We start from the raw sequence: 14,986 nt of genomic DNA on the forward strand, positions 1-14,986 counted from the left end.
CTAAAAATAGCTATCTTCCCTACCTTGTGGGTCTTTTTTATTATTCTGTAATTACTTCATAAATTAAAGTAGGAGCTTTTACTTCATTTGGGGAAAGTTTAATATTTTCATACAATTTTTTTGTCACATCGTCAATATCTTCTGTATTGCTGTAGATCGTAACAAGTGATTCTCCCGCTTCCACTTTGTCGCCAATTTTCTTGCGTAAAACTAAGCCTACTGCTAGATCAATTTCTGACTCTTTCGTTGCTCGACCAGCACCTAACAGCATGGCAGCAGTACCAATGCTGTCAGCAATTATTTCTGCGACATAGCCAGATTCTTTTGCTGGCAATTCGATTACAAATTTAGCAGTTGGCAATAAATCCGGATTGTCAACAACCGTTACATCGCCGCCTTGGGAACTTAAGAAAAGTTTAAATGTTTCAAGCGCTTTACCATTATCTATTACCTCTTGCAGCATTTCTCTCGCTACATTTGTAGATTCCGCTTTACCAGCTAAGTAAACCATATGGCTGCCTAATGTTAAACATAATTCTGTTAAATCCTCTGGTCCATTACCATTTAAAGTATCAATTGCCTCTTTTACTTCTAATGCATTACCAATTGCGTAGCCTAAAGGCTGACTCATATCAGAAATAACAGCCATCGTTTTCCTGCCAACATTATTTCCTATTTGTACCATTGCTTCTGCAAGCTCTCTTGAGGCATCTAATGTCTTCATAAATGCTCCAGCACCAGTTTTAACGTCTAAACAAATAGCATCTGCACCTGCTGCAATTTTTTTACTCATGATACTGCTAGCAATTAAAGGAATACTGTTAACGGTAGCTGTTACATCTCTTAAACCATATAATTTCTTATCCGCAGGGGTTAGATTACCACTTTGACCAATTACCGCTACTTTATTTTTATTTACTAAGTTAATAAACTCCTCTTTTTCTATCTCTACATGAAATCCTTTTACAGATTCCAATTTATCAATCGTTCCACCAGTATGTCCAAGCCCTCTTCCACTCATTTTGGCCACCGGAACACCTACTGCAGCAACAAGGGGTCCTAACACTAACGTAGTTGTATCGCCAACTCCTCCAGTAGAATGTTTATCAACTTTAATTCCTTCAATTGCAGATAAATCAATGACATCACCTGAATGAACCATTGCCATTGTAAGCTCGGCACGCTCTGATTCTGTCATATCTCGAAAAAATACAGCCATAGCAAAAGCACTCATTTGATAATCAGGAATACTGCCATCTGTATAACCTTGAATGATAAAAGAAATTTCTTCTTTCGTTAATTCTAATCCGTCCCTTTTTTTCTCAATTAAATCAACCATTCTTAATGCCATAATAGAATCTCCTTCGTTTTGTATTGGAAATCTTTTTCTTTAAATTGCAAAAATAGAAGTCACATTACTGCTTTTTCAAGGGCTTTGATTTATGTAAGCGATGTATAAAATATATATTCTAAAGAGTTACCAAATAAAAACGGTAAGGTTCAAATGGTAACTCTCTATTATAGTCAAGCTAATTATGCGCCTATTTCTTTAATTAATTCTTTAACGTATTGAAGAAAGTTTACTTTTACTTTTTCTGTTGTTTCCATTACTTCTTCATGATTAAGTGGTTGATCTAGAATACCTGCGGCCATATTGGAAATACAAGAAATTCCTAATACTTTAAGTCCTGCATGACGAGCAACGATTACTTCTGGTACAGTTGACATCCCTACAGCATCGCCTCCTAATACACGAAGCATTCTTACTTCTGCAGGCGTTTCATAAGATGGACCTGTGTTGCCAACATAGACACCCTCTTGAACTTTTAGCCCAATTTTGCTTGCTACTGTACGTGCTTTTTCACGAAGGTTTTTGCAGTATGCTTCTGACATATCAGGGAATCTTACGCCTAAGTTGCTGTCATTTGGTCCGATTAACGGATTTGTTCCCATATTATTAATATGATCAGAAATTAGCATTAAATCACCAGGTGCAAAGGTTTCGTTCACCCCGCCTGCTGCATTTGTTACGATTAATTTTTCTACTCCTAGCTCCTTCATTACGCGCACTGGGAAAGTTACTTTATCAAAAGCATAACCTTCATAGAAATGAAAACGACCTTGCATTGCTACTACTTCCATTCCATTAATTGAACCGAACACTAATTGACCTGCATGTCCTTCCACTGTTGATACAGGGAATTCTGGTATATCTTCATATGGTATTTTTACTGGATTTTCAATTTCTTCTGCAAGAACCCCTAATCCAGATCCAAGAATTAGACCTATTTTCGGTGTATTTTCATATTTTTGCTTTAAAAAATCTGCTGATTGCTTTATCACATTATAATTCATTTTTATTCCCCTTATTTTAAGTCATTTAAGAAGCTTGTTCCATGCTTCGGTAGCTTTACGGCAAAATTTTCTGCAACCGTTGCACCAATATCAGCAAAGGTTTTGCGAAGTGGCAATTCCTTCGGTTCTTTTAGTGCTTTGCTATACACTAACAATGGTACATACTCTCTCGTATGATCTGTTCCATGATGGATTGGATCATTTCCGTGGTCTGCAGTAATGATTAATAAATCATCTTCCTTAAGTAATTCAAACACTTCTGGCAGTCTTGCATCATACTCTTCTAAAGCTTTTCCGTATCCAATTGGATCTCTTCTATGTCCATATAAAGCATCAAAATCTACTAAATTCAAAAAGCTTAAACCAGTAAAATCCATTTTCAATGTATCTACTAGCTTGTCCATGCCATCCATATTGGAGACCGTTCTTAATGATTTTGTAACTCCTTCACCATCATAAATGTCAGAGATTTTTCCAATAGCGATACTTTCTATTTGATTATCTTTCAACTCATTCATTACCGTACGATCAAATGGTTTTAGTGCATAGTCATGGCGGTTTGCTGTACGTTTAAAGTTTCCTGGCTCGCCAACAAACGGTCTTGCAATAATACGTCCAACCATGTATTTCTCGTCCAATGTTAATTCTCTCGCTAATTCACAAATGCGATACAGTTCATCTAATGGAACAATTTCTTCATGTGCAGCAATTTGCAGCACAGAATCTGCAGATGTATAAACAATTAGTGCACCAGTTTTCATATGCTCTTCGCCTAGTTCATCAAGAATTTCTGTCCCACTCGCTGGTTTATTTCCGATAATTTTACGGCCTGATTTTTCTTCGATTTCATTTAATAGTTCATCTGGAAATCCTTTAGGGAAAACACGAAATGGTGTTTCTATGTTCAACCCCATTATCTCCCAATGACCAGTCATTGTATCTTTTCCATTTGATGCTTCCTGCATTTTTGTATAATAGGCAAGTGGCTGTGTGCTAGGCTCTACACCTTTAATTTTATCAATATTACTTAGTCCTAGTTTCGCCATATTCGGCATATGCAAGCCGTTCATTTGTTCTGCAATATGCCCTAATGTATGCGCTCCTTCATCATCGAATTTTTTTGCATCTGGCGCTTCGCCAATTCCAACTGAATCCATTACAATTAAGAAAACACGATTGTATTTATATGTAGACATTTATATCCTCCTTTTACCGTTTCAATCACCCTATTTTACCCTACAGTATATATTCTTATTAGCCTTAAAAAATTATAGCATAATCGTCAGAAGTCTGACATCATTTTCAATAAGGATTTTCATTAATTTAAGAAATATTTAAATCGTTTTCTATTTCACTTCTTTATTATACCTTTTTTAAATTCAAAAATAAAAGGCTGGGACATAAGTATTCCAGCCATAGATAAACCCGAACAACTATCAAAGAATCCTAAATGGTTGTTCGGGTTTTATTAGTTTTATAAAAGGTTGTTTCAGTACAGTTAGTGTTAATATCCGCAGCCTGAATACACTTCGCTTTCCATGGGGCGAGCGCCGAGCCGCTTCGGCCTCTGGCCTGCAGGGTCTCGGACTTTCTCGCAGCTCCCATAGGAGTCTACGTGTATTCAGGCTGCTCCATATTTCCTACTAATTCATTTTTTCTAAAAAAACAATATTTTTTAGGGAATTGCCTTTAAAAACAGAGTGGAATGGAGCGGAAGACACTCGACTCCTGCGGGAAGTAGAGCAAAACCTAAGACCCCACAGGCTTTAGCCGAGGAGGCTTAGGTTGCTCCCCGCGGAAAGCGAGTTTCTGTAGCGCAATGGAACGAATTAGTTTTTACACTTGACTATATTTAAAAACATAAATAACCATTGTATAAAAGAAACCTTTATTTAAGAGATAATTTAGAGATTGTTCGTCTTTACAGATTGGCTATTTAGTTTTGTCCCAGCCTCTATCAAGTTCTATCTCATCCAACTACAAGATTGCCTATTACTTCCTATGCGCGAGGATGAAATTGACTATATACATCCTTCAATCTAGTTTTTGTTACATGAGTATATATTTGGGTTGTCGATATATCTGCATGTCCGAGCATTTCCTGAACTGCCCTTAAATCTGCACCATTCTCCAATAAGTGGGTTGCAAAAGAATGTCTTAATGTATGTGGCGTTATTTCTTTTTCAATATGTGCTTCCTTACCTAATCGTTTTAGGATTTTCCAAAATCCTTGTCTTGTTAATCGATTGCCATGATGATTTAAGAACAAGGAATTTTCCGTTGACTTTTTCTGTTGCAAGAACGCCGGTCTCGCCCCAGTTAAATATGCATCTAATGCTCTTGTCGCTGCTCCTCCAATTGGGATAATTCTTTCTTTATTCCCTTTGCCGATACAGCGGATAAATCCCATTGTGAGATGGACATCATCCATATTCAAATTTATTAACTCACTTACGCGGATTCCGGTTGCATAGAGAAGCTCAAGCATTGCTTTATCTCTTAGTCCATAGTGGTCATTTTTATGTGGAAAATCAAGAAGTGCTTCCACTTCCTCCATGGATAAAATTTTGGGCAATGTCCTTTCTGCCTGCGGTGTCTCAATATGTACAGTTGGATCCTCATCAAGCACACGATCGCGAAAAAGAAATTGATGGAACGCACGAATAGAGGCAATATGACGTGCAATCGTTTTTGATGATTTCCCTTGGTCTTTTAAAAATCCCAAAAAACGAATGATGTGAGAGCGTTGTATTTCTTGTATACCACATCGTTCCACATTTTTCATATACTTCATATAACTTTTTAGGTCTCTTTCATATGATACAAGTGTATTGCTCGCCAAACCCTTTTCAACTAATAAATAATGCATAAAATCTTTTAATTGATCTTCCATAGGATTACTCCCCATTTAAGTAAAACAGGAATATTCGATCCCTCCATGAATATTTTTCTGTTTCTAGACTATTATCAGCATTCACCTTGACAGCCGAACCAGATGGCTCATCATAGCGATGCAGCTGTTGATATTCTTGATTAAACCAAACAATCGCATAATAAAAAAGAATCGTACATCCTGTAAACAGGAGAAACACTTTTAATGTATTTAGCATTGCTCTTGTCCATCGTCTCATCCAAAATCCCTCCATAGCTTCTCTAATACAAGCTATGCCAGGTTGGACAATTAATATACCTAATGGACCTATTATTCTTATTATAATGGAATTAAATATAATTTAAAGCGTTATGTCCTGAATCTCCAGCTAATCTTTCACTATCCTCGTAAAACGGTAGCTATCCTGAATCAGATGTAATTTAACTTAAGGATTATGACCAATAGAAATATTTTAAGAACAAAAAAAGCAAAATGGTCTAAACGTCCTTTTCCTATACAATATAGGGAAAATCGCTTAGACCATATCTTATTTCACAGTCTCCATGACCGGAGCAGTTCGGTTTTTTTAGTGGCTCTTTTTACAGAGTTAATTCTAATTCTACTCCTAACTCTAGTACAAATCTTTCTTTCCGTTCATTATTTATTTTAACTCTTCTTTTTTTATGAATTGGTCTTTAATAACGGTTTCTTCTATTTTTATTGATAGACTTTGATAACAACCCAATTTCAGCTTGAGAATTTCTTCCAAGGACTCCTCAGTCAATCTACCTTTTGCAACAGAATTGCTCACTTTGATTACTTTTCTTAAATTTGAGATACTCGTCTATTGATAAAAATTAATACTAGAATAGTAATTACTACTGTAAATACACTTAGAACTGTTACAAGAGACATCGTTCTTTGAACCAATGATTTAGAATCATAAATAGATAAATCATTAATTAGAATATACGAGCAAAATAAAAAACCTTCTCATTTGAAAAGGTTTATTCTGCGGATGAAACATCCTCACTTTTTTCCGTACAACGATGGCAAATACCATGAAATGTTAAACGATGATCTTTAATTTTAAAATTCCAGTCACGCTCTACTAATTTTTCTACATCTCCTAGTAAATCTTCTTGAATTTCATCCACTGCTCCACATTCAATACATACTAAATGGTGATGAAAGTGAGCAGCACCTTCTTGTCTCAAGTCATATCTAGAAACGCCGTCACCAAAATTTATTTTATCAACAATTTTCAATTCCGTTAGTAGTTCTAGTGTGCGATATACGGTTGCCAATCCAATCTCAGGAGATTTCTCTTTAACGAGTAAGTAAACATCTTCTGCACTAAGATGGTCTTCTTCATTTTCTAATAACACTCTAACTGTTGCTTCCCTTTGGGGAGTTAATTTATAGCTCGAAGAATGCAACAGCTTTTTTATTCTATCTAATCTACTTTCCATTCCGAAAGTCCCTCCCTAGCCACTGTCCATCTCATTATAACAGAAGTAGGAAAAGAATCCTAATAAAAATTATTATAAATAACAATTAATAATAATTATTAACTTATAATAACTCTCGTCGGTTTTTTTAACCATTCTAAATGAACGAGTGAACAAGCTTCTCTATAAAAAAGGCACCACGATAATACTCGATTGTACCATATTAATGACTGCTTTCATTAAAAGTGGTGAAATATACGCCTCGACTGCGGCTGCTATTCCAATTACCACAAATGCAATCATAAGGAGAAATGTATATCTAGCAAACAGTGGCAACATTGGTTCTCCCTTTTTCTTCATGAATTGTTGGCGAATCATTTTAAAAGAGAACGCTACTGATAGTGTAGCAGAAATTATAAAAATTGGAATAACAATTAGATTTTGTGGCAAAACAGACACAAACGACAGTAAAAAGCCATGCCATCCCATCTGATTGACCAAAAAGCCAACGGTGAAACCAACTACCATCCCTTTAATAAATAGGAGGATTAAAATAATGGGCAGCCCGATGATAGATATCCCTAAAAGCCAAATAAAGCCAATATATTTACTATTATGCGAAAAGCTTTGAAAAAATAAATTTTTGCTGTCCGCTACTTGTCCATTTGATACCTGTCCAAAAAACTGTGTCAAATAATAGTAGAGGTCTTCCTTTTGGGAGAGAGACAAACTATTCACTACAATTGCTCCAAAAATAACCCCCATTAAAAACAATACAATGATAAATAAATAAATTGAGGAATGATCACGGATATGAGTCACTAGGATATTCTGATATTTTTTCTTTTTCATTGCCTTTCCTCCCGCCAAGTCTGTTAGTTTATGTTTATGCACGAAAGGTAGGCATATGACTACAAATCTATTATTAATAGAAATGAAAAAATTATCCGATTATTATGTTTTTTATAACGAAGATATGATAGATTAACATCTGAGGTGAGAGGAATGAAACCGATTTTAATAGATTTACCAGAAACAATCGAAACAGAAAGATTAGTGTTACGGCCATGTATGCCTGGAGATGGCAAGGACGTCTATGAAAGTATTCAGCGGTCAAAGGATGCCTTTAAACCTTGGATGGTTTTTGCTAACAAGGAGCAATCATTAGAGGAAGTCGAAGCAGGTGTACGAGAATCGTATGCTAAATATATTTTAAGAGAGGATTTACGATTACATATTTATTTAAAGGAAACCAATGAGTTTATCGGTTCAACTGGGCTGCATTCTATTGATTGGAAAGTCCGCGTTTTTGAAATTGGCTATTGGTGCGATTCAGCCCATACAGGAAATGGTTATATTACAGAAAGTACTAAAGCGTTAATTAAGCTTGCAAAAGAAACACTTCAGGCTAATCGAATAGAGATTCGCGTTGATTCTACAAACATAAAAAGCCGAGCTATTCCGGAAAAACTCGGCTTTTCATTGGATGGTCTATTGAAAAATGAAACACTTAGTGCCGATACGCAGGAATTAAGAGATATTTGTCTATATTCTTTGACATAATGCCAAAAATCCCACGAATATTTGATTGTGGGATTTTTAATTTAGAGCTGTTTTCAAAAAGAACATTATATTTTCAATAGGCAAACTTAATATATAGAAATACGGAGCAGCCTAAATTCACGAAAACGACTTAATTGAAAAATAAATCTGCCCTATTTATCTACCCTTATTTTGCCGTATTTTCCGCCACCGCCCACTTGCAAGTTTAACCTTCCCGTTCTTGCTGCAACAACATAATCTGCTACTTTCTTTGGGATGATTTCCACTAACTTATCATATGGGGCTTCATGGATTATTTGCATTTCTGTAGAAAAGTAATCCAGTAATTTTTGTAGCGTTTTTTTTCCTAAGCCAGGTATATATTCTAACGGTATTTGATGAATATAGGGTGGTCTATTAGGTGTAGAAGTAGCGTCTTTTAAATCAGTAATCCTTGCAGCTACCCCCTTCACCCATTTATGACTCCCACATTCACTACATATGCCTTTCGTTTCTGAAAAAGGAGCGTAACATTTCATACAAACTGTTTCATGATACTTACCCAATTTCGGATCTAGCCCAAAATTCGCAACGATTCGTCTTCCTTCTACTTGATGAAGGACTTTTGCGAATTCCGAAAAAGAAGCTTCCTCCATCTCCATTACTTGATATTCTCGTGCAATTTTTTCTAAGGAATGGGCATCTGAATTTGTTATAAAAGAAAAAGCGTGTAATTCTGTAATTTGATCAGCCATCTCCGTATCGGAGCTCAAACCAAGCTCGATCCCATCAATCATTTGCTCATCCAACACTTCCTTTAAGGATCGATAAACACCGCTTCCATATAAACTTTTAAATGGCGTAAATACATGCGCTGGGATGAAAAGCCCATTTAGTTCTTTTACTTTAGACTGTAGTTCTTTTCCGCTGATATAAAGGCGTTGAGAACTTAATGTTACATTTTTCATATGGCGCGCGATCCAATTCGAGAATTCCTTCATTTTAGCTAAAGTCGGGAGATAGCATAATACATGGATTGGCCCCTTGCAAGAAGAATCGTATATTTCGAGCTCTGACCCAAGAATAATCGTAATTTCTTCCATCCTAACCCCACCGTTAGGCAATTCCATCATCTTCCCATGCTCTATTAACTCTTCCATTTCCAAAATAACTTCAGGGGAATGACAGTCAATAATGCCAATCATATCAAGCCCCTTTTGTTTGCTTGCATACTCAATGATAGAGGTTAAGGTAAGATTACGTGATGCTGTAATTTTTACCGGCTTACCACTCTTTGTTCTACCAATATGGATATGTAAATCAGTGTAAAAAGACTTCATTCTTACTCCTTTAATTGGGCAATTTGTAAATATTGTACCCCAAAAATCGTTTTTGCATCAAAAATTCGTTGCTCCTTGATTAGTTCCAATGCTTCATCCAATGTGATTTCCAATACATTCACAAACTCATCTTCATCCAGTCCAGCTGCATCTTCTTTTTTCGTTAAACCTTTTGCTACATATACATGAATGATTTCATCAGCAAAACCTGGTGAAGTATAGAAGGAACTTACCAATTCTAAAGATTTGCAATCATATCCCGTTTCTTCTTCTAATTCTCTTCTTGCACAAAGAGCTGGTTCTTCTCCTTTTTCTAATTTTCCAGCCGGGATTTCGACAATTACTTTTTCTAGGGGCTTGCGATATTGTTCTACCATTACAAGTTTGTTATCTTCTGTTATGGCTATTACCGCAACTGCTCCAGGATGCTTCACTAATTCTCGTGTGGATGTTTTTCCATTTGGCAATTCTACCTCATCCACTTGCACTTGAATAATTCTCCCACTAAAAATATGCTCTGTTTTTAACGTTTTTTCTTCTAATGTACTCATTTAACCCACTCCTGTTCTATTAAGCAAAAGCTCTCACATATAGATTATTATACTTCATTTCTGTTCAATGGAAAGGATTGGGGAAGCTTGAAAGTATATATTCGCGAAAAGGGAATTGTTTTAACAGGGAAGCCTTGGGAAATCCGCTATATTCTTAAAAAATACCAAACTGAATTTACCTATGTAAAAGATTGGATAAACGCAAATTCGAACAGTTCGAAAAAATAAGCCATTTTCTTTGTGAATAAACTTCATCTTTCGTACAATAAGAGATATCTTAAGTGGAGAGGTGTTCCATTTTGCAAAAGTCACAATTAGGCAGTTCTAACTTATTTGTTTCTAAACTAGGTCTGGGATGTATGAGTCTTGGTACCGATGAAAAAACCGCTTTTCCGATTTTAGAAGCAGCACTTGAAGAAGGAATTAATTATTTTGACACAGCCGATTTATATGATCAAGGAAAAAATGAGCAATTACTAGGTCGTTTTTTCAAGAACAACCGAGAAGATATTATAATTGCAACAAAGGTAGGAAATAAGCGGGAAGAAGGAAAAGATGGCTGGTCATGGGATGCAAGCAAAGCCTATATTAAAGAACAAGTTAAAACAAGCCTAAAACGACTAGGCACAGATTACATTGATTTATATCAGTTACACGGCGGTATGATGGAAGATCCAATTGAGGAAACAATTGAAGCATTTGAGGAATTAAAAGACGAAGGAGTTATTCTTTATTACGGAATTTCTTCGATTCGTCCCAATGTCATTCGCGAATATGTCAAACGTTCTTCTATTGTTTCTGTTATGATGCAATCTAGCATTTTAGACAGGCGCCCAGAAGAAGAAGTACTCCCATTACTCGCTGAAAACAATATTAGTGTCGTTACGCGCGGACCTGTTGCAAAAGGTCTTTTAAGCCCTAAGTACCGTGATAAGCTAACAGAAAAAGGCTATCTAAATTATTCTGGTGAAGAACTGAAAGAAGTTTTGCAAACACTAGAACAAAAATTCTTAGATAAGCGGACACTTACAGAAGCAGCAATTCAATACAACTTAGCTCAGCCCGCTGTTGCTAGTATCATTGCAGGTGCAAGCTCTGTAGAACAGCTTCACGCCAATGCAAATGCCGTGAATAGTGCCCCATTAACAGCGGAAGAATTAGCGTTTATTCAAAAGGTTTCGAAAGCATCGGTTTATGAGGCACATCGTTAATAAAATATATGTTTATTTCTAAACAAGTTGCTTGAAGAGACTGGGACAAAAGTATTCCAGCCAAAGATAAAACCAAACAATTATACGAACATACTAATGAAAGTTCCGTATAATTGTTTGGTTTTTTTAATTATTTTTAAAAGGTTGTTTCCATGAAGTTTGGTGCAATTCCCCACAGCCGGAATACACTTCGCTTTCCGCGGGGTTCGCGCTGAGCCTCCGAGGTCTCAGACTGTCTCGCTAATCCCACAGGAGTCTTCGTATATTCCGGCTGCTCCGTTTTCCGAACTAATTATATTTCCTATTGTAAAAAGTATGCGCAAGCAGCCGCTATTTACTAGCTAAATGAGAGATTGTTTGTCTTTACAAAGTATCTATTTAGTTATGTCTCTTATAATTGGTATAATTAGTATAAAGATCGAGATGAGTAAATTATATTGTTTTTTATTTATTTATTTATGAACGCTACTTTTGCTCTCTTCTCTTGAAAAAGTGGCGTTCATCTTGTTTATGAACGCTAGTTTTACTCTCTTCTCTTGAAAAAGTGGTGTTCATCTTGTTTATGAACGCTAGTTTTACTCTCTTCTCTTGAAAAAGTGGTGTTCATCTTGTTTATGAACGCCAGTTTTGCCCTCTTCTTTTGGAAAAGTGGCGTTCATCTTGTTTATGAACGCTAGTTTTGCCCTCTTCTTTTGGAAAAGTGGCGTTCATCTTGTTTATGAACGATGGTTTTGCCCTCTTCTTTTGAAAAAGTGGCGTTCATCTTGATCATGAACGATGGTTTTGCCCTCTTCTATCGGAAAAGTGGCGTTCATCTTGTTTATGAACACTGGTTTTGCCCTCTTCTTTCGAAAAAGTGGCATTCTATTCTGCTTATGAACAACGATTTCCACCTAGCCTTTTAGAAAAATAGTAATCATGTCTATACAAGCTCCTTTATTTTACGAGAATAATAGAAACGAGGAATTTCTTTGAAATACATCGAATTTGGTATTGGCAACAAATGGCTTATTCGCACTGAAACTGAATTAAAGAATGGATTAGAGTTTGAAGAAAAAGGAATTAAGAGACCTATTAAACTTCACTCTCTCTATACTAGAATTTGGATTGGAAAAACAGTGATTATTATCGATTCAAAAGAAGGGTTTAAAAAAGGGAAAAAAGAACGAAATGCGATTAAATTAATATTAGGAATAAAGAGCTTGTAACCTTTAAGAAGTTATAAAACCATTTCGCCGTTCACTCTTCTATCTCTACTATTCCAAAAAAGGAAAATCCCTCATCAATAACGAATACTACATCTAAGAATGAAACTGCGGTTCAAATTATCTACCATTATTTTAGTATGAGTAAAATGTTTGTGGGAGAATAAATATCCTTTTTGTCTAGTTGGGGGACGAGTCCCCCAACTAGACAAAAAGGCCACCAAGCGAAAGCGCGGTAGCTGGAAAAAATTAAGTATTAAAAAAGAGAGCTTCCTTTTGTAAAGTAGAGTTTGACTAGAATACTACGAAAAGGAGAGGCTCTCATGAATCAATGTAACACAAAAATGCCATCATTAAAAGAATTGGAAAAAACTTTATTTCGAACACTACAAATGACCTTTCAAGAAATCCTTGTTCAAACATTAGAAAATTGGGATCTAGAGATTGCTCAGCAACGAGACAAAAGAAGATTTGCTTTACGAGATAAACGAGAAATACGAGTAGATACAGCGTTTGGAGCAGTGGAGCTGAAGCGTAATTATTATTTCGATCGTGTAACCAAAAAATATATTTGTCTGTTAGATCATTATTTACAGTTTCAAGGGAATAAAGGGTTTAGTCCACTATTAGAAGAATGGGGGCTAGAATTAGCGACAAATGGTTCCTCCTATCGAAAGGCGGTGGAAACGTTCGAACAATTTTTAGGCTATTCGGCGATGAGCCACGAAGCATTACGGCAACATCTTCTTCATACAAGCGTACTTCCCGCTAAGGAAAAACGTCCTTTTCAAAAGGTGTTGTTTGTCGAAGTAGATGGATTATATGTGAAGAGTCAAGAAAAGAAAAAGCGTGGATGGGAGTTGAAATTCGCCGCTGTACATGAGGGATGGAAAGAAAACGGAAAGCGAGTCAGGCTCCGAAATAAAAGGCATTTTCTCTATGAAGAAAAAGAACCCTTTTGGGAAGCTTTTGAAACATTCTTACAGAATCATTATGCGTATGATCCAACCCAAACCTTGCTTATTATTAATGGCGATGGAGCAGGCTGGATAACGGCATGTCGGGAGTATTTTCGGGAACGCGCCTTTTTCACCATGGACCGTTTTCATGTCGCTCGTTCGATGAAGCAACTAATGAAGAGCCATCCTCGATACCGCTACATGAAAAGAGCGTTAAAAAACTACCAGGTAGAAACATTACTTCTAGAGTTGAATAGCGCAGTAGGAACAATGGATACACCAGAAGAAGAAGAAAAACTAGCACATTTCCTCGGCTTTTTAACGCATCATCAGGAAACCATAAAAGATTACCGTAGTTGGTTACAGGAGAAAGGCGTGGACACGACAGCGTATCGTCCAATGGGAAGTGCAGAAGCAATGATGAATCAATTAGCCAAACGATTAAAAAATGGAAGAGCATGGAGCAAAAAAGGCGTCATGAGCATGGCACGTTTGTGGATTGGGTTGAAGGATGATCTATCTATCCAAACGATATATGGAAAATGGGAAAAAGCCACGGAAAAATCAAAGAAAGAGCATCGACCGAAAAGAAAAATACCCACAAAATTAGTAACAGAAACCGTGCGTCAGAACATGCCATACTTAAATCAAGCGATTGGAAAACCCGTTCACTTTGCCTTACAGGGATTAAAAGGTTTTTAAAAAATGAGAGAATCAACAGTTGGAAGAACAAAACCAATTGGAAAGCGGATACAAACTTAGAGGTTTTACTTTATAAAAAAGGGAGCTAAAAAAACTCCCACAAAAACTTGACTCAATCTTATTTTATATAAAAAGGGGTTTTTCGATTGAATCAAGTATTATTAATTATTGATGTGCAACAAGAGCTTGTTGATGGCAATGAGCAAACAAATGAGATTTATAATAAAACTGGATTATTAGAGACAATTAATCTAGTTATTGAAAAGGCAAATAAAACAAAAGTAGAAGTTATTTTCGTAAGAGATAAAGATGTTGCTGGAGGGGAAGGTCCTGGATTTCAAATTCATTCCGATTTGAATGTCCCTGTTGAAGCAAAAATCTTTGATAAATATGCTACTAATGCCTTTTATGGGACAGGATTATTAGAGTATTTGCAATCAAAAAGTATAAATCATCTTGTTATTATGGGCTGTGAAACACCTTATTGTATTGATACTGCTGTCCGGACAGCAACAGTAAACAAGATGGATGTAACATTAGTTGGTAACGGACATTCCACAACTGACTCTACCATTCTTCCTGCAGAAAAAATCATTGAACATCATAATAAGATATTACACGGTCATTATAATGTCGATCATTTTTCCATCGTTCGTGAAGCTGCTGAGGATTTGTTTGCGCCTATTCATGATAGTTATCGATAGAAAGAGTTAACTCATACTCCTTTATAACATACAATCGGAATGGGATGATGAGAATAATCTAGAAGGAAAATCTTTGATAAAAACAACATAAATG

15 protein-coding genes are annotated in these 14,986 nt (G+C 36.1%); 6 read left to right on the forward strand and 9 right to left on the reverse strand.

From position 1 onward, the window contains the following. Positions 1 to 40: 40 nt before the first annotated feature. The 7 genes from NST60_RS22085 to spoIIM form a co-directional block, all read right to left on the reverse strand. Positions 41 to 1,351, reverse strand: a complete 1,311-nt coding sequence (locus NST60_RS22085) for a pyrimidine-nucleoside phosphorylase (RefSeq protein ID WP_169188795.1) — start codon at positions 1,349 to 1,351, stop codon at positions 41 to 43. A 182-nt stretch (positions 1,352 to 1,533) separates the two neighbouring features. After that, positions 1,534 to 2,355 carry a purine-nucleoside phosphorylase gene (locus NST60_RS22090; protein WP_224428508.1) on the reverse strand — a complete coding sequence of 274 codons (822 nt, stop codon included), beginning with the start codon at positions 2,353 to 2,355 and terminating at the stop codon, positions 1,534 to 1,536. Positions 2,356 to 2,366: 11 nt separating this feature from the next. Then, positions 2,367 to 3,551 (reverse strand): phosphopentomutase, encoded by a 1,185-nt coding sequence (gene deoB, locus NST60_RS22095; protein ID WP_169188797.1) that lies wholly within the window; start codon positions 3,549 to 3,551, stop codon positions 2,367 to 2,369. Positions 3,552 to 4,354: 803 nt separating this feature from the next. Then, positions 4,355 to 5,248, reverse strand: coding sequence for a site-specific tyrosine recombinase XerD (gene xerD, locus NST60_RS22100; protein ID WP_016203187.1), 894 nt, complete (start codon positions 5,246 to 5,248; stop codon positions 4,355 to 4,357). A 4-nt stretch (positions 5,249 to 5,252) separates the two neighbouring features. After that, the gene (locus NST60_RS22105; RefSeq protein ID WP_016203188.1) at positions 5,253 to 5,486 is read right to left on the reverse strand and encodes a YqzK family protein; all 234 of its coding nucleotides are present in this window, start codon (positions 5,484 to 5,486) and stop codon (positions 5,253 to 5,255) included. A gap of 748 nt (positions 5,487 to 6,234) precedes the next feature. Beyond that, positions 6,235 to 6,699 (reverse strand): ferric iron uptake transcriptional regulator, encoded by a 465-nt coding sequence (gene fur / locus NST60_RS22110; RefSeq protein WP_016203189.1) that lies wholly within the window; start codon positions 6,697 to 6,699, stop codon positions 6,235 to 6,237. Between the two features lie 162 nt (positions 6,700 to 6,861). After that, a complete protein-coding gene (gene spoIIM / locus NST60_RS22115; RefSeq protein ID WP_016203190.1) occupies positions 6,862 to 7,530 on the reverse strand; it encodes a stage II sporulation protein M in 669 nt (222 codons plus the stop codon). A gap of 153 nt (positions 7,531 to 7,683) precedes the next feature. Here spoIIM and NST60_RS22120 point away from each other — a divergent pair, with 153 nt between their 5' ends. After that, positions 7,684 to 8,241, forward strand: a complete 558-nt coding sequence (locus NST60_RS22120) for a GNAT family N-acetyltransferase (protein ID WP_016203191.1) — start codon at positions 7,684 to 7,686, stop codon at positions 8,239 to 8,241. Positions 8,242 to 8,393: 152 nt separating this feature from the next. On the opposite strand, the gene NST60_RS22125 is transcribed toward NST60_RS22120, so the two are convergent. Next, the gene (locus tag NST60_RS22125) at positions 8,394 to 9,560 is read right to left on the reverse strand and encodes an endonuclease Q family protein (RefSeq protein WP_016203192.1); all 1,167 of its coding nucleotides are present in this window, start codon (positions 9,558 to 9,560) and stop codon (positions 8,394 to 8,396) included. 2 nt (positions 9,561 to 9,562) lie between these two features. After that, the gene (locus tag NST60_RS22130; RefSeq protein ID WP_016203193.1) at positions 9,563 to 10,111 is read right to left on the reverse strand and encodes an NUDIX domain-containing protein; all 549 of its coding nucleotides are present in this window, start codon (positions 10,109 to 10,111) and stop codon (positions 9,563 to 9,565) included. A gap of 87 nt (positions 10,112 to 10,198) precedes the next feature. Between NST60_RS22130 and mciZ the strand changes: the two genes are divergently transcribed. The 5 genes from mciZ (at position 10,199) to NST60_RS22155 (ending at position 14,892) form a co-directional block, all read left to right on the forward strand. Further along, positions 10,199 to 10,339 carry a Z-ring formation inhibitor MciZ gene (gene mciZ, locus NST60_RS22135; protein WP_016203194.1) on the forward strand — a complete coding sequence of 47 codons (141 nt, stop codon included), beginning with the start codon at positions 10,199 to 10,201 and terminating at the stop codon, positions 10,337 to 10,339. 71 nt (positions 10,340 to 10,410) lie between these two features. Continuing rightward, positions 10,411 to 11,322: an aldo/keto reductase gene (locus tag NST60_RS22140; protein ID WP_101730929.1), complete on the forward strand. Its 912-nt coding sequence runs from the start codon at positions 10,411 to 10,413 to the stop codon at positions 11,320 to 11,322. Positions 11,323 to 12,293: 971 nt separating this feature from the next. Then, positions 12,294 to 12,530: a DUF3977 family protein gene (locus NST60_RS22145; protein ID WP_016203195.1), complete on the forward strand. Its 237-nt coding sequence runs from the start codon at positions 12,294 to 12,296 to the stop codon at positions 12,528 to 12,530. A 320-nt stretch (positions 12,531 to 12,850) separates the two neighbouring features. Further along, positions 12,851 to 14,188, forward strand: coding sequence for an ISLre2 family transposase (locus NST60_RS22150; protein WP_100525934.1), 1,338 nt, complete (start codon positions 12,851 to 12,853; stop codon positions 14,186 to 14,188). A 146-nt stretch (positions 14,189 to 14,334) separates the two neighbouring features. Continuing rightward, positions 14,335 to 14,892, forward strand: a complete 558-nt coding sequence (locus tag NST60_RS22155) for a cysteine hydrolase family protein (protein ID WP_254415369.1) — start codon at positions 14,335 to 14,337, stop codon at positions 14,890 to 14,892. Positions 14,893 to 14,986: the final 94 nt, after the last annotated feature.

Source organism: Niallia sp. FSL W8-1348, from assembly GCF_038006745.1.
Classification (GTDB): domain Bacteria; phylum Bacillota; class Bacilli; order Bacillales; family Cytobacillaceae; genus Niallia; species Niallia alba.

Coding starts and splice junctions, on each gene's coding strand:
- NST60_RS22085 (WP_169188795.1), bottom strand. CDS start 1,351: ATGGCATTAAGAATGGTTGATTTAATTGAGAAAAAAAGGGACGGATTA.
- NST60_RS22090 (WP_224428508.1), bottom strand. CDS start 2,355: ATGAATTATAATGTGATAAAGCAATCAGCAGATTTTTTAAAGCAAAAA.
- deoB (WP_169188797.1), bottom strand. CDS start 3,551: ATGTCTACATATAAATACAATCGTGTTTTCTTAATTGTAATGGATTCA.
- xerD (WP_016203187.1), bottom strand. CDS start 5,248: ATGGAAGATCAATTAAAAGATTTTATGCATTATTTATTAGTTGAAAAG.
- NST60_RS22105 (WP_016203188.1), bottom strand. CDS start 5,486: ATGAGACGATGGACAAGAGCAATGCTAAATACATTAAAAGTGTTTCTC.
- fur (WP_016203189.1), bottom strand. CDS start 6,699: ATGGAAAGTAGATTAGATAGAATAAAAAAGCTGTTGCATTCTTCGAGC.
- spoIIM (WP_016203190.1), bottom strand. CDS start 7,530: ATGAAAAAGAAAAAATATCAGAATATCCTAGTGACTCATATCCGTGAT.
- NST60_RS22120 (WP_016203191.1), top strand. CDS start 7,684: ATGAAACCGATTTTAATAGATTTACCAGAAACAATCGAAACAGAAAGA.
- NST60_RS22125 (WP_016203192.1), bottom strand. CDS start 9,560: ATGAAGTCTTTTTACACTGATTTACATATCCATATTGGTAGAACAAAG.
- NST60_RS22130 (WP_016203193.1), bottom strand. CDS start 10,111: ATGAGTACATTAGAAGAAAAAACGTTAAAAACAGAGCATATTTTTAGT.
- NST60_RS22150 (WP_100525934.1), top strand. CDS start 12,851: ATGAATCAATGTAACACAAAAATGCCATCATTAAAAGAATTGGAAAAA.